The sequence below is a fragment of the Alteriqipengyuania flavescens genome (genome assembly GCF_030406725.1).
GTDB classification, from domain to species: Bacteria; Pseudomonadota; Alphaproteobacteria; order Sphingomonadales; family Sphingomonadaceae; genus Alteriqipengyuania_B; species Alteriqipengyuania_B flavescens.
In genome coordinates this window covers 2,302,813-2,316,102 of sequence record NZ_CP129107.1, presented here as the reverse complement: position 1 = coordinate 2,316,102, position 13,290 = coordinate 2,302,813, and the positions used below count along the sequence as shown (strand labels likewise).

Sequence of the window (13,290 nt, the reverse complement as noted above, 5' to 3'; positions counted from 1 at the left end):
CCTGTTTGGATGCCCAACGGGCCGGGGCGCGAATGGTGCCGGGGAAAGTCAGACGTTGAACTTGAAGAGCAGGACATCGCCGTCCTGCACGAGATACTCCTTGCCTTCCTGCCGCAGCTTGCCCGCCTCGCGCGCGCCGGCCTCGCCCTTCAGCGCGACATAGTCGTCATAGGCGATGGTCTCGGCCCGGATGAAGCCGCGTTCGAAGTCGGTGTGGATCTCGCCCGCAGCCTGCGGTGCCTTGGCACCATCGGGGAAAGTCCACGCGCGCGCTTCGTTAGGGCCGGCGGTGAAGAAGGTTTGCAGGCCCAGCAGCCTGTAACCGGCGCGGATAACGCGGCTGAGTCCCGATTCCTTCAGACCCAGTTCGGCAAGGTACTCGCCGCGGTCTTCCAGCTCCATCTCGACCAGCTCGGATTCGATGGCGGCCGACACAACCACGGCCTGCGCACCCTCGGCAGCAGCCTTTTCGAAGACCTTTGCGGAGAGCGCGTTGCCTTCTGCCGCATCTACTTCCGCGACATTGCATACATAGAGAACCGGCTTTGCGGTGAGCAGCTGTGCTTGCCGGAAGACCCGCGCTTCCTCGTCGTCCTGCGGCTCGGTCAGGCGGGCAGGCTTGCCATCGCGCAGCAGTTGCAGCGCCTGGCCCAGCACGGCGGCGGTGATCTTCGCTTCCTTGTCGCCCGCGGTGGCGCGCTTTTCCGCATTGGGAACACGCTTTTCCAGGCTTTCGAGATCCGCCAGCATCAGCTCGGTCTCGACCACTTCCGCATCGGCGATGGGATCGACCTTGTTGCTGACGTGCTGGATGTCGTCGTCCTCGAAACAGCGCAGGACGTGGACGATCGCGTCTACCTCGCGGATGTTGCCAAGGAACTGGTTGCCAAGGCCTTCGCCCTTGCTTGCGCCTTTCACGAGACCGGCGATGTCGACGAAGCCGAGCTGCGTCGGAATGACCTTCTTGGAACCCGCAATCTCGGCAATCGCATCGAGCCGCTCGTCAGGCACTGCGACCTGGCCGACATTGGGCTCGATCGTGCAGAACGGATAGTTCGCGGCCTGCGCGGCCTGCGTTTCGGTGAGGGCATTGAATAGGGTCGACTTGCCGACATTGGGCAGGCCGACGATCCCGCAGCGGAATCCCATGGCGTTTTCCTGTCTTCGAAAGCTGTTGGCGCGCCGCTTAGCCGCGCGCCGCAGCAAATGCCAGCTTCACCGTTTCTTAGACGGTTTGCGGTATTCGCGGGCCATGAACCGACGCACTCAATTTCTCGCTCCGCTCGCTGTTGCCGCTATGCTGGCAGGCTGCACGCTCAGCCCCGCCGATCGTGCCCAGCGCGCCGAGGACGCGATGGCGCAAGGCGACTTCGCTGCGGCCAAGCTCGACCTCGTCACCGCGCTGAAGGAAAAGCCGGGCGATGCGGAGCTGCTGATGCTGCTCGCACGCACGCAGCTCGAGCTTGGCGACGGGGAGGGGGCGTTGCAGACACTCGGGCAGCTCGACACCCGCGATCCTCAGGTGCGGATCATGATCGGCGAGGCGGAACTGGTCCGCGGCATGCCCGAGCGCGCATGGCAAGCGGTCGAAGGATTGGCCACGGCCGATGCCAAGCGGATACAGGCCTTGGCGGAACTGGCCCTGGGTGACGTTGCCGAAGCGGAGGCTCGCTTCGTCGAAGGGACGACCGTCAGCGGACCAAAAGCCCGCCTGCTCGCCGAATACGCCCGCTTCGAACTCGCCCGCGGCAATCGCCGGCAGGCGCGCGACCTCGTGGAGCGCGCCAAGCTCGAGGATGAAGATGCGTTCGACGTCCTGTTGGCGGACGGACAGATCCACGCGGCTCAGGGGCGGCCCGCCGACGCGCTGACGGCGTTCAAGGCGGCTCTCGCCAGGAATTCCGGCAACCGGGCCGCCAATATCGGCCGTGTCGCGATGCTGGCGGAAACGGGAAAGCTCGATGAAGCTGCTGCGGCACTGGAAAGTTTCGCCGGTGAGGACGAGCGGCTCGACACGGCTTATCTCGCAGCGCTTATCGCGGCCAAGCGCGAGAAGTGGAACGAGGTGCGGGATATATTGCAATCGCGTGAAGGACAGCTGGCAGATATGCCGCAGGCCGACCTGCTTTACGCGAAGGCGCTGAAGCAGCTCGACCTCGGCGAGCTCGCCCGCGCCCGGCTCGTCCCTTTGCTGCGGCGCTATCCGGGACAGCGCGACGTGCGCTTGTTGCTGGCACAGGTGCAATATGACGCGGGCGACAGGGCAGGGGCCTTGAAAACCCTCGAGCCCGTGGCGGGTCGCGGCGATGCGAGCGGACCGGAGCTTGCCCTGCTGGCCCGCGCGGCGCGGGCCACGGGCGATCGGCGAGCTGCGACTTTCGCGGGGCGCGCGGCGTTACCGAGCGGACAGCGCTTTGCGATGCGGCTTTCCGCTGCCGACCGCGCCTTACAGGATAGCGACTGGACCGAGGCGGTGGCTGCCTATCGCGATGTGCTCGCCATGACGGATGGCAAGAACGCCATGGTTCTCAACAACCTCGCCTATGCGCTGGGCCGGACGGGCAAGGCCGGGGAAGGGCTGGATTACGCCGCTCGCGCGGTCAGGCTCGCCCCCGACGACGCTGCCGTCCTCGACACGGCCGCCATGCTGATGCTGGAAACAGGACGCGACCGTGCGAGGGCGCTGGAATTGCTGCGCAAGGCAGCGCGGCTCGCTCCCGGGAATGCGGAAATCAAGCGCCACCTTGCCGAGGCCGAGCGCGCAAACTGAAACGGCGCCGAAAGCCCGGCGCCGTTTCCCCTATCGATTTTTGGTTGATGCCTAGGCGACTGCCGGCTTGCGGCGGCGGCGCATGAGGCCGAGGCCGAGCAGGCCGGCGCCGAACAAGCCGAGCATGCCGGGTTCCGGAACGGTGGTCCCGCTGGTCGTGGAAGTCGAGGTCGATGTCGGCGTACCCGCGCCATTGGCCGAGGACACGTGGCCCGCGCCGGTGATCGACTGGTAGCGCACGAAGAAATCGCTCAGCGAGATCGTGTCGACGATGTCGGCGAAGTTCAGCGTCAGGCTGCCGGTGCCGGTGTTGCCTTCGCTCACACCGCCTCGGTTACCTGCGCAGGAATTGGTGCGCGCCGCCTTGAAGCAGACGTCGACGTTGCCGATGCCGTTCGGATATTTCGAATCCGTCAGCGTGTAGTTGAACGCGCCCGTGCTCGATGCGCGGGCGATGTCCGGATCGGTGTTGAAGGCGAAGCTGGAAATGCGCGAGGTCAGACCGCTGGCGGTGGTGTTGGTCACCGCATAGTCGAACGTGAAGCTGTGGTCGGTCACGCCGGTCAGCGTGAACGTCGCCTCCGCACCGAGACCGTCGATCGTCCTGTCGTCGGAAAAACCGCCATAAGACAACGTGAAGCTCTCGCCGACATTACTCTCGTCCAGGGTGATAGGCGTTGCCAGTGCAGGCGTCGCGACGATCAGCGACAGGGCTGCGGCAGTGGAAAGAAGACGGATCATCGTAAGTACCCCCCGATGCGAAATGCATGGTTTACGCGATACGAAGCACCGTTCGTGCCAAACGAGGGATTGTGCGGGTCTCGATGGTTAATGGCATTGGAAAGCGGCTAGGATTGTCAGGATTCCCGACAATGCTCAGTCCTGCATCCTGAGCGCGATCTCGCTCATGAAACGCGGATCGTCGCCCCGGGCGAGCCATTCCGCTTCCGCCCCGATCGCTCCGAGCATCTGGACGAGCGCGTCCTGTTCGGCCTTGGCATAATTGCCGAGAACATGGCCGGTCACCCGGTCCTTGTGGCCCGGATGGCCGATGCCGATGCGCACGCGCCGGAAATTGCGCCCGATATGTTGGTCGATACTGCGCAGGCCATTATGACCCGCCGTCCCGCCGCCCTGTTTCACCTTCACCTTGAACGGGGCTAGGTCGAGTTCGTCATGGAAGACGGTAAGGGCATCGGGGCCGAGCTTGTAGAAACGCAGCGCCTCACCAACCGCGCGGCCGCTTTCGTTCATGTAGGTGGCCGGTTTCAGCAGCAGGATCTTCTCGCCGCCGATGCGGCCTTCCTGCGCCCAGCCGGAAAACTTCTTCTGCAGCGCGCCGAAGCCGTGCATTTCCGCCAGCACATCGCACACCATGAAGCCGACGTTGTGCCGGTGCATGGCGTATTTCTCGCCGGGATTGCCGAGGCCGGTCCAGATTTGCATGCCTGCCCCCTAGCCAGACTGCCCCGAAAAGCAAAACGCCGAGCTTCTTTCGAAGAAGCCCGGCGCCTTGGCTTAGGGGATGCGAGAAGCGCTTACTCGCTCTTCGCTTCCTGCTCGTCGGCAGCGTCGTCGTCCGGACCCTGCTCGGTGGCAGCGGTTTCGCCCGCTTCCATGCCTTCGCCGGTCTGGTCATCGCCTTCTTCACCCTCGCTGCGCTTGAGCGCGGACGGGGCGACGAGGGTCGCAATCGTGAAGTCGCGATCGGTGATGGCGCTGGTGGCACCGTCCGGCAGGGTGACTTCGCTGATGTGGATCGAATCGCCGACTTCCTTGCCGGTGACGTCGATTTCGATTTCCGAGGGGATCTTGTCCGCTTCGCAATCGAGTTCCAGGTCGTGACGGACCACGTTGAGCACGCCGCCCTTCTTGAGGCCGGGGCTGGCTTCTTCGTTGATGAAGACGACCGGCACGTTGACGACGATTTTCGCGCCCTTGCCCAGGCGCAGGAAGTCCACGTGGATCGGACGGTCGGTGACCGGGTGCAGAGCGACGTCCTTGGGGATCGTGCGCACCGGCTTGCCGCCGACCTCGATGTTGACGATCGAGTTCATGAAGTGGCCGGTCATCAGCTGACGGACCAGTTCCTTCTCCTCGAGATGGATGGTGGTTGCATCTTCCTTGCCGCCATAGATCACGGCGGGGACACGGCCTTCGCGACGCAGTGCACGGGAGGCTCCCTTGCCAGCCCGATCGCGCGTCTCGGCCGGCAGGGTCAGAGCGTCGCTCATGTCACGTACCTTTCGAAAAGCTTTGTTGGTATGCTTCCCTCACCACGCCTCCAGGGATGACCATGGCGGGAAGCGGCGCGCTATAGCGGTATGCGACGCAAAAGCAAGGCTTGTGACGGGCCCGCCCGCCTACTGGATGCGCACCACCTCGTAACCCGCTTCCGCCAGCAAGCGATCGAGCGCCTTGTCGCCCAGCATGTGGCCGGCGCCCACGGCGATGAAAGGCTTGGGTCCGGCTTCCAGCAAGGTCGCGATGCGCGGCATCCAGTCGAGATTGCGGTCGTTGAGCAAGGCGGCGAGCAGCACCGGCTGTGCCATGTAGCCGGAGGTGATCTCGCCTTCCAGCTTGGCCAGGTCGCCCGTGCGCCAATGCTCGACGCGCCCATCCTCGTCGCTTTCCGCCTCCGCTTCAGCCGCCACACCTTCCAGCAAGGCGAGCTGCGCGCTTTCCGGCAGGCGGTCGAATATGCCGAGCTGGCGTTCGGCACCTTCGAGCGCGACCACGGGATAATCCTTGCGATTGCGTGCCTCGCCATAAAGCTTGCGGTCGATCCCGTTCGCCGGGTCCGCGCGGGACAGCGCGCTCGACAGGCTGAGCGCGATCGCCCAGCTTTCGACATTGCGGAATTCCCGCTCGTCCAGCCCGGCTTCTGCAAAGGCACTGCGCAGGGCGGGGCGGTCTTCCTTATCGAGGCGCTGGCTGGGCAGTGGTAAGCCGCGCGTGATGGCGAGGCGTTGCAGGGCTTCGTCACGATCGAAGCTGCTGTCGTACTCGGTGATTTCGAGCACCAGCAGGTCGGACGCATCGAAGGCCGCATCGAAGCGGTCGGTCCGCCAGCTGGTCCCGTCGGGAAGGGCGTGAATCGTCCCGAACAGCCAGCCTTCCAGCGCGCCGTCCTTGCGGATCTCCCACAAGGCCGGACCGTCGCTGCCGGACAGCCGCTCGTCGTCGCGCGCCGCCCCGCCGCACCCGACCAGCAACAAGGCTGCCAACAAGGCGGAAAGGGCGGCGCGAAACGACATCAGTGAAGCCGTTCGGCAGTCAATCCGAGGCTGCCCAGTTGCGCCTGCACGCTAGAGCCGCCGACAAGGTGGCCCGCGCCCACGGCGATGAAGACCGTGCCGGGCCGGTCGAGCCTTTCCTCGATCCACTCCGCCCAATTGGCGTTGCGGTCAGCCAGGACAGCCTTGGCGATGGTCTCGTTGACGAGGCCGGGCACCAGCAGCGTGTTCACGCCGTCGTCATCCCCTTTGATCCACTCCCCGACCAGCGCATCCAGCCCGGTCACGGATTCAGCGAAATTGTCGATGTTGTAATCGAGATATTCGAGCTGCGATTCCATCGGCAGGCTATCGAACATGTCGATCTGAAACGCTGCCGTCTCCAGCGCAGAGCGAGTGGCCGCCGCCGGAGCGCGTGCTTCAATCTGGGTTTCGACACCGGCCATGGGATCGAAACCGGCCGCCATCAGAGGCGCAATCTGCAGGTTGATCGCGACGAACCACGGCTCGAACGGGTCGAACGTTTCCACCGGCACGCCGAGCGCGTTAAGCGTGGCTTCGTATTCGGCGCGATCTTCGTCGTTCATCAGGCTGCGCAGCGTCGTCCCTTCAGGCAGCATCGCCTTTTGCATCGCCACAGGACCTGCGGCCTCGACTTCGCTGGCGAACACCTCTGTCACCACCTCGTCCGATGCGGCCAGCGCCTCGGCGATATATGGCCGGAACCACTCTGTCTCGGGGCGCAGCAAGTGAACGGTGCCGAGCAGGTAGATCGTGGTGTCCTCGTCCGACACGGACCACAGGGCCGGCCCGGTCGGCGTCTCGGCCGCGACGTTGGCTTCGACTCTGGCGTTCTCCTGCGCCATGGCTCCCGGCGCAATGCAGAGGGAAATGACGGCGACGCCTGTGGCAAGCTTGCGATACAGATTTTTCACGAAGCGTTCCTTCTAGTCGAGTTGGGTGGAGGGAAAAGTGATTTGCACCGTCCCGCAAAATTCCGCGCCGCTGATGCGATCAAGCCTGGTCATTGAAAATCTCCTCGATCGGCATTTCAAACAGCCGGGCGATCCGGAAAGCGAGGGGAAGGGACGGGTCGTGCTTGCCCGTCTCGATGGCGTTCACCGCCTGGCGCGAGACATCGAGATGTCCGGCCAATTCCGCCTGGCTCCAGTTTCGCATCGCGCGCAGGACCTTGAGTTGATTATGCATCGTCATTGCCTGCGAAGCGATCGCGCGCCCACGCGAAGCCGGCCCCGAGGTAGAAAACCGCGCCCAGGGCCAGGCACAGCGCCAGCGGATTGGCGATCAGCCCGGTCACCATCGAGGGCTCGCCACTCGCTTCGGCTCCTGAGGCAAGGCGACCTACGGAGTTCGCAAAATGCCCGATGCCGACGAGTGCAAAGACAAAAGTCGCAATGCCCAGCACCGCCATCACCCAGCGATGGCCCACGGCATTCAGCTGGCGCAAATAGTCGTCAGCGGCATAAGGAAGCGCCGATCCGATTATTGCGCCTGCACTGAGCGCAAGCATGATCGAGGCGAGGCTGGGGCTGGCATCGAAAGCGAAGAGCACGGTCGCAATTGCGTGGTCGACTGCGCCCAGCAAAAGGAAAGCATAGGCCGCGCTTCGCTGGGACAGGCTGGGTGCGGAAGGATCGTAGGGCATGGTGTCGTTCTCACTTGAAGCCCGGCAGTCGCCGGAGGTGAAAGCCGAGGAAGAAGGCGAAGATGATGATGGCGCCGGCGATGCGGCCGGTCAGCGCAGGCGCGGTGCTGAAATCGTCATGTACGACATTGGCAGCATCCGCGATCAGGTTCAGGCCGTGCCCGAAAATCCACGGGCCGAGGGTCAGTGCAACCGCGCAGTTCAAGGCCGCCTCCAGACCGCGCAGCCATAGTTTTTCTGCGAACTCGTCGCGCAGCGTGGGGTAGAGCATGATGCCGATTGCAATCAGCAGCGGCCCCAGCGCAAGCTGGGTTGCCCATGCTGGAACTTGGTCCAGCGCTCCCAGCAAGACGACCAGTGACGACGCGGCACCGACTTCGGCGGCCCGCATGTAGAGGCCATGGGCCCGGATGAACTGAATAGGTGGCATGATTGCGACCTCGCTCAAAGTGCCGGCGCCAAGGCAGACAAAGCTGCGAGCAGTCCGAAAGCCGCGCCAGCCATGAATGCGGTGCCGATGAGGATCGAAAGAGCGGGCCCGTTCCGGCGGATCCATTCGCTGCCAACGTCGTCGGTTGTCCGGCTCGAAAGGGAGATAGCAAATCTATCCTGGCTCACGCTGTCACTCCACTATGTCAGGTTGTCCTTACTATATGTCGCGATATTGTGCCTATGTCAACACAACCTGACATAATGTCACCTCGACATGACCAATCTCTCCGCAATCTGCGGGATTGCGCCATTTGTCGTGCCGGTAAGCGACGCTAGTTTATGCGCTTCGCCTCAAGGCCGCGCTCGTGCAGCATGGCAAGAACCGAATCGGCGCCGCCGAAATGGGCCGATCCAACCGCGACGAGCAGCGTGCCGGGGCGCTCCAGTCGGTCGGCCAGCCAGAACGACCATGCGCGGTTGCGGTCTTCCAGCAGCACGCGGCGGAAGGTGCGGCCCAGCTCCCCTTGTCCGAACTCCATGTCGTCGACATCGCCCAAGCCCTTGGCCCACATGTGTTCGGAATAGAACGGATTGTCGGCAGCGATCCCGCTGACGTCGGGCTTTCGATTGACCGAAGAATTACCAAAATGCGCGCCGTTGCTGAACAAGGTCTCGACTTGGTCGCCATCCCAATCTCGCAAATCTTCGTCCAGCGAGGCAATCCAAAGACCCTCGTCGATGGCCATCAGATTGCTCAGAACCTCGATACTGTCCTCGATCGAACCGATCGGCTTGCCCATGCGATTGAAATCGCGGGTCAGGATTGTCTCGACCCCCAGACTGTCCTCGAAGTCCTTCATTTCGGCATTGATACCTTCGAGGAGGAAAATGAGTGAAAGCGGCGGCATCTCGTCGAGCAGCTGGGTACCCAGACCGGTTTTCTCTCCGAGCAATGCCCATTTTTCGCGGGCTTGCGGGGATAGGCGCGCCGCGATGCTGGCCGCCTTTCCGGCAGCCGGCCGCTCCATGATGGCAGTCATCTGGGCGTATTGCTTGATGCCGTTCATATCCGCGTCGCTGGTTTCCAGCACCAGCTCGTCCACCGACTTCATGACGCGGTCGAGCAGCGGGGTGCGCCATTCGAAGCCGGGGGGCAGGGCGTGGTACGTGCCCAGCAGGTAGATCGTGGTGTCGTGATCCGAAAGCACCCATAGGGCGGGATCGGGCTCGTAATCCTGCGCGAGGTCGGGATGCGGCCCGGCCTCAACGAGCTCGACCGCGACGACTTCTGCGGTTTCGACATTGGCGACATCCTGCGCCGTTGCGCCGAGCGGCATGAGCAGGGTCCCAAGCAATCCCGTTACCGCGATCCGTAAATTCATCGACGCTTGCCCCTGTCTGTTCGCCACGCAGCCTAAGTGCTCGCCCTGCGCACGTCCAGAGGCTGCGCATCGCATGGCAACCGCCGGATTGTGCGCTGCGGCATTGACGCTGTTTCGCCCGTAAGCCATTGCCCCACGCGAAATGAGCACAACCGTCGAACGCAATCCGCAAAAGTCCTTCCAGGACATGATCCTCGCGCTGCACGATTTTTGGGCGGCGCACGGCTGCCTGATACTCCAGCCTTACGACATGCGCATGGGCGCGGGCACATTCCACACTGCGACCACCTTGCGCGCGCTTGGGCCCGAGCCGTGGAACGCCGCTTTCGTGCAGCCCTGCCGCCGCCCGACCGACGGCCGCTATGGCGAGAATCCGAACCGGCTCCAGCATTATTACCAGTACCAGGTGATCCTGAAGCCGAGCCCGCCCGAGATCCAGGACCTGTATCTCGAAAGCCTGCGCGTGATCGGCATCGATCCGCTGAAGCACGATATCCGCTTCGTGGAGGACGACTGGGAAAGCCCGACCTTGGGCGCATGGGGGCTGGGCTGGGAAGTCTGGTGCGACGGGATGGAAGTCACCCAGTTCACCTATTTCCAGCAGATGGGAGGCTTCGACTGCAAGCCGGTTGCGGGCGAGCTCACCTACGGGCTCGAACGCCTCGCCATGTACATCCAGGGCGTCGACAACGTCTACGACCTCGACTTCAACGGACAGGGCGTTTCGTATGGCGACGTCTTCCTCGAGAACGAGAGGCAGATGTCGAAATGGAACTTCGAGGTCGCGGAGACAGACGCGCTGTTCGACCTGTTCAACAAGGCGGAGGCCGAGTGCAAGAACGCGCTCGCGAACGAAGTGCCGATTGCCGCTTACGAGCAGGCGGTGGAGGCGAGCCACATCTTCAACCTGCTGCAGGCGCGCGGCGTGATCAGCGTGCAGGAGCGCGCCAGCTACATGGGCCGCGTCCGCGACCTCGCGCGCGGCAGTTGCGAGGCGCATATGGCAAAGGAAGCACCCGTGTGGGCCGAAAAATATCCGGAGTGGTCGGCATGAGGTTCCTCGCGCCACATCCGCTCAGCCTGGGCTTGTCGAAGGCCATGCGCGACCCCAGCCTCCTGCCTATGCTTCGACAAGCTCAGCATGAGCGGGCCTCGGTGGAGGAGAGGGCCCATGCCTGATTTCCTCCTCGAACTGCGCAGCGAAGAAATCCCCGCCCGGATGCAGGCCGATGCGCGCGCCGAGCTCGAAAAGCTGTTCCGCCGCGAGATGGATGCAGCCGCCCTTCGACAGGCTCAGGGTGAGCGGCTGGATGTCACCGTCTGGTCCACCCCGCGCCGCCTCGCGCTGATCGCGCGCGGCCTGCCCGAAGCGACCGAGGCGGTGAGCGAGGAACTGAAGGGCCCGCCGGTTGGCGCACCCGAACAAGCGCTCGAAGGCTTCTGCCGCAAGGCGGGTGTCGACAAAGCCGATCTCGAAATCCGCGACGTGAAGGGTCGCGAGACCTATTTCGCGGTGAAAAACATCCCGGGCCGCGCGACGAAGGACCTGCTCGCGTCCGCCATCCCCGCGATCGTCCGCGATTTCAGCTGGCCCAAGTCGATGCGCTGGGGGGCGGCTTCGATCAGCACGGAATCCTTGCGCTGGGTACGTCCGCTTTCGGGCATCGTCGCGCTGCTGGGTACCGAGATCGTCGAGTGCGAAGTGCACGGCGTTACCTCGGGCGCGGTTACGCTCGGCCACCGCTTCCATCATTCGGGCGACATCACCATCGGCGGGGCGGACGACTATGCGATGAAGCTGCGCGCCGGTCACGTTATCGTTGACCACGAAGAACGCGCCGCAATCATCCGTGAAGGAGCGCGGAATGAGGCTGACAGCCTTGGCCTCGAGGTGATCGAGGACGAGGGGCTGGTCATCGAGAACGCAGGTCTTACCGAATGGCCGGTCGTTCTATCGGGCGGTTTCGACGAAGCCTTTCTCGAGATTCCGCCTGAGGTGATCCAGCTCTCCGCCCGAGTGCATCAGAAGTATTTCATTGCCCAACGCAATGATGACGAACTGTCGCCGACATTCATATGCACGGCCAATATCGATGCGAAAGATGGCGGGGCGGCCGTCATTGCGGGAAATGAAAAGGTGCTCGGCGCCCGCCTGTCCGACGCGCGCTTCTTCTGGGACGTCGACCGCAAGAAGACGCTCGCGGAGCATGCCGAAGGCCTCAGGCGCATTACCTTCCATGAAAAGCTGGGCACCGTCGCCGACAAGGTCGAGCGGTTGGCTAAGCTGGCCCGCTGGCTTATAGAGGAAGGCATCGTCAAACCATCATCCGAAACCACGTCCGCTCATCCTGAGCCTGTCGAAGGATCGGACGCTGTGCCAGCCACTCGTACTTCGACCCTTCGACAAGCTCAGGGCTCAGCACGAGCGGTGGGAGAGCTCGCGGATATGGCCGAGCAAGCCGCGCGCCTCGCCAAGGCCGACCTCGTCACCGAAATGGTCGGCGAGTTTCCCGAACTGCAGGGCCTGATGGGCGGCTACTACGCCCGCGCCGAAGGCCTGCCCGATGCCGTCGCCGACGCGATCCGCGATCATTACAAGCCGGTCGGGCAGGGCGACGACGTGCCGACTGCTCCGGTCACGGTGGCGGTGAGTTTGGCGGATAAGCTGGATACGCTTTTCGCCCTCTGGGGAGCCGGCGAAAAGCCCACTGGCTCAAAAGATCCTTTTGCGCTTCGCCGACAGGCGATCAGCATCCTAACGTTGATCGCCAAAAACGAGCTTCGCATAAACATCAAGGAATTGATCGAGAGGGCCTACAAAATTTATGCGTCGGGTCCGAAAGCGGACACACTTGGATTGGAAGTCGGGGACGAAATCAGATCATCGGCCCCAATATTTTTTCGCGAGATGGAAGGCATTGAGGGCGGTAGGCAGACGGAGCTTTTCCTTTATCGCGAAGCTAATTTTGAGGGCAGCGACTGGAAAGATTTCGAGTTGGGTTTCTATGATCCCACCGATGATCCGAAGCCCATCGGAAAGCCTGTCGAGGACGGTTTGGTGGGCGTCTATTCCACGTTCCAGCCTTTCAGTAATCTTCAACTACAACTTCTTGAATTTTTCGCCGACCGCCTCAAGGTCCAGCAGCGCGAGGCAGGCGTCCGTCACGACCTCATCGATGCGGTCTTCGCGCTCGGCGGCGAGGACGATCTCGTCCGCCTCCTTGCCCGCGTGAAGGCGCTCCAGTCGTTCATGGACACCGAAGACGGCGCCAATCTCCTCGCCGGCTACAAGCGCGCGGCCAACATCCTCAAGAAGGGAGACTGGCAGGGCGGCGCCGATCTGGAACCGCACACGGGCGAGGAAGACCCGCTGGCGCTGGTCGACGATCCGGACATGCGCGCTGTCGTCGATGCGCAGTTGCACGCGCCCGCCCGTGCGCTTTCCTACACGCCCGAAAAGGCCGAACAGGGCCTGATTGACGCGCTGGACGAGGTGGAGCCGAAAGCCGCCGCCGCGGTGGAGGAGGAGCGGTTTGCCGATGCGATGGCCGCGCTCGCCAGTCTTCGTGCGCCGATCGACGTTTTCTTCGAGGAGGTCACCGTCAATGCCGACGATGCGGAAAAGCGCCAGGCCCGGCTGGGCCTGCTCGCGCGGTTCCGCGACGCGGTGCACGAGGTGGCCGATTTCAGCCGGATCGAGGGCTGAGGTGAAAGGTGACACGCAGGCGTCCAAAGCGGCGCGAAAACTGCATTGATACAAAGGGATGGATGCACGGCGGAGTTTTGCGAAAGACCCCATCCGGT

Annotated in this window: 13 protein-coding genes; 3 read left to right on the top strand and 10 right to left on the bottom strand. The window is 63.4% G+C overall.

From position 1 onward, the window contains the following. Positions 1-48 precede the first annotated feature (48 nt). A complete protein-coding gene (gene ychF, locus QQW98_RS11845; protein WP_290135145.1) occupies positions 49-1,149 on the bottom strand; it encodes a redox-regulated ATPase YchF in 1,101 nt (366 codons plus the stop codon). A gap of 103 nt (positions 1,150-1,252) precedes the next feature. Here ychF and QQW98_RS11840 point away from each other — a divergent pair, with 103 nt between their 5' ends. Beyond that, on the top strand, positions 1,253-2,770 hold the full coding sequence (locus tag QQW98_RS11840; protein ID WP_290135144.1) for a tetratricopeptide repeat protein: 1,518 nt from the start codon (positions 1,253-1,255) through the stop codon (positions 2,768-2,770). A gap of 51 nt (positions 2,771-2,821) precedes the next feature. Here QQW98_RS11840 and QQW98_RS11835 read toward each other — a convergent pair whose 3' ends face one another. From QQW98_RS11835 to QQW98_RS11795, 9 genes are all read right to left on the bottom strand, one after another. Further along, on the bottom strand, positions 2,822-3,511 hold the full coding sequence (locus QQW98_RS11835) for a cistern family PEP-CTERM protein (protein ID WP_290135143.1): 690 nt from the start codon (positions 3,509-3,511) through the stop codon (positions 2,822-2,824). Positions 3,512-3,646: 135 nt separating this feature from the next. Then, a complete protein-coding gene (pth, locus tag QQW98_RS11830) occupies positions 3,647-4,216 on the bottom strand; it encodes an aminoacyl-tRNA hydrolase (protein WP_290135142.1) in 570 nt (189 codons plus the stop codon). 92 nt (positions 4,217-4,308) lie between these two features. Beyond that, positions 4,309-5,004, bottom strand: coding sequence for a 50S ribosomal protein L25/general stress protein Ctc (locus QQW98_RS11825; protein WP_290135141.1), 696 nt, complete (start codon positions 5,002-5,004; stop codon positions 4,309-4,311). A gap of 129 nt (positions 5,005-5,133) precedes the next feature. Beyond that, positions 5,134-6,027 (bottom strand): TraB/GumN family protein, encoded by an 894-nt coding sequence (locus QQW98_RS11820; protein ID WP_290135140.1) that lies wholly within the window; start codon positions 6,025-6,027, stop codon positions 5,134-5,136. Continuing rightward, on the bottom strand, positions 6,027-6,941 hold the full coding sequence (locus QQW98_RS11815) for a TraB/GumN family protein (RefSeq protein WP_290135139.1): 915 nt from the start codon (positions 6,939-6,941) through the stop codon (positions 6,027-6,029). Before QQW98_RS11815 ends, QQW98_RS11820 begins: the two co-directional genes overlap by 1 nt. 79 nt (positions 6,942-7,020) lie before the next feature. After that, positions 7,021-7,215, bottom strand: a complete 195-nt coding sequence (locus QQW98_RS11810) for a helix-turn-helix transcriptional regulator (protein WP_290135138.1) — start codon at positions 7,213-7,215, stop codon at positions 7,021-7,023. Further along, positions 7,208-7,672, bottom strand: a complete 465-nt coding sequence (locus QQW98_RS11805; RefSeq protein WP_290135137.1) for a hypothetical protein — start codon at positions 7,670-7,672, stop codon at positions 7,208-7,210. Before QQW98_RS11805 ends, QQW98_RS11810 begins: the two co-directional genes overlap by 8 nt. Positions 7,673-7,682: 10 nt before the next feature. Next, entirely contained in the window at positions 7,683-8,228 is a 546-nt protein-coding gene (locus QQW98_RS11800; RefSeq protein WP_290137060.1) for a hypothetical protein, read from the bottom strand. A gap of 208 nt (positions 8,229-8,436) precedes the next feature. Next, positions 8,437-9,486, bottom strand: a complete 1,050-nt coding sequence (locus tag QQW98_RS11795; protein ID WP_290135135.1) for a TraB/GumN family protein — start codon at positions 9,484-9,486, stop codon at positions 8,437-8,439. A gap of 142 nt (positions 9,487-9,628) precedes the next feature. Between QQW98_RS11795 and QQW98_RS11790 the strand changes: the two genes are divergently transcribed. Both QQW98_RS11790 and glyS read left to right on the top strand, forming a co-directional pair. Then, a complete protein-coding gene (locus QQW98_RS11790) occupies positions 9,629-10,540 on the top strand; it encodes a glycine--tRNA ligase subunit alpha (RefSeq protein WP_290135134.1) in 912 nt (303 codons plus the stop codon). A gap of 117 nt (positions 10,541-10,657) precedes the next feature. Beyond that, the gene (glyS, locus tag QQW98_RS11785; RefSeq protein ID WP_290135133.1) at positions 10,658-13,192 is read left to right on the top strand and encodes a glycine--tRNA ligase subunit beta; all 2,535 of its coding nucleotides are present in this window, start codon (positions 10,658-10,660) and stop codon (positions 13,190-13,192) included. The last annotated feature ends 98 nt before the right edge of the window (positions 13,193-13,290 follow it).

Excerpts from the sequence above, each read along its gene's own strand:
- QQW98_RS11810 (WP_290135138.1), bottom strand. The coding sequence starts at position 7,215 with ATGCATAATCAACTCAAGGTCCTGCGCGCGATGCGAAACTGGAGCCAG.
- QQW98_RS11835 (WP_290135143.1), bottom strand. The coding sequence starts at position 3,511 with ATGATCCGTCTTCTTTCCACTGCCGCAGCCCTGTCGCTGATCGTCGCG.
- glyS (WP_290135133.1), top strand. The coding sequence starts at position 10,658 with ATGCCTGATTTCCTCCTCGAACTGCGCAGCGAAGAAATCCCCGCCCGG.
- QQW98_RS11790 (WP_290135134.1), top strand. The coding sequence starts at position 9,629 with ATGAGCACAACCGTCGAACGCAATCCGCAAAAGTCCTTCCAGGACATG.
- QQW98_RS11805 (WP_290135137.1), bottom strand. The coding sequence starts at position 7,672 with ATGCCCTACGATCCTTCCGCACCCAGCCTGTCCCAGCGAAGCGCGGCC.
- QQW98_RS11820 (WP_290135140.1), bottom strand. The coding sequence starts at position 6,027 with ATGTCGTTTCGCGCCGCCCTTTCCGCCTTGTTGGCAGCCTTGTTGCTG.
- QQW98_RS11825 (WP_290135141.1), bottom strand. The coding sequence starts at position 5,004 with ATGAGCGACGCTCTGACCCTGCCGGCCGAGACGCGCGATCGGGCTGGC.
- QQW98_RS11795 (WP_290135135.1), bottom strand. The coding sequence starts at position 9,486 with ATGAATTTACGGATCGCGGTAACGGGATTGCTTGGGACCCTGCTCATG.
- QQW98_RS11840 (WP_290135144.1), top strand. The coding sequence starts at position 1,253 with ATGAACCGACGCACTCAATTTCTCGCTCCGCTCGCTGTTGCCGCTATG.
- pth (WP_290135142.1), bottom strand. The coding sequence starts at position 4,216 with ATGCAAATCTGGACCGGCCTCGGCAATCCCGGCGAGAAATACGCCATG.
- QQW98_RS11800 (WP_290137060.1), bottom strand. The coding sequence starts at position 8,228 with ATGGATCCGCCGGAACGGGCCCGCTCTTTCGATCCTCATCGGCACCGC.
- ychF (WP_290135145.1), bottom strand. The coding sequence starts at position 1,149 with ATGGGATTCCGCTGCGGGATCGTCGGCCTGCCCAATGTCGGCAAGTCG.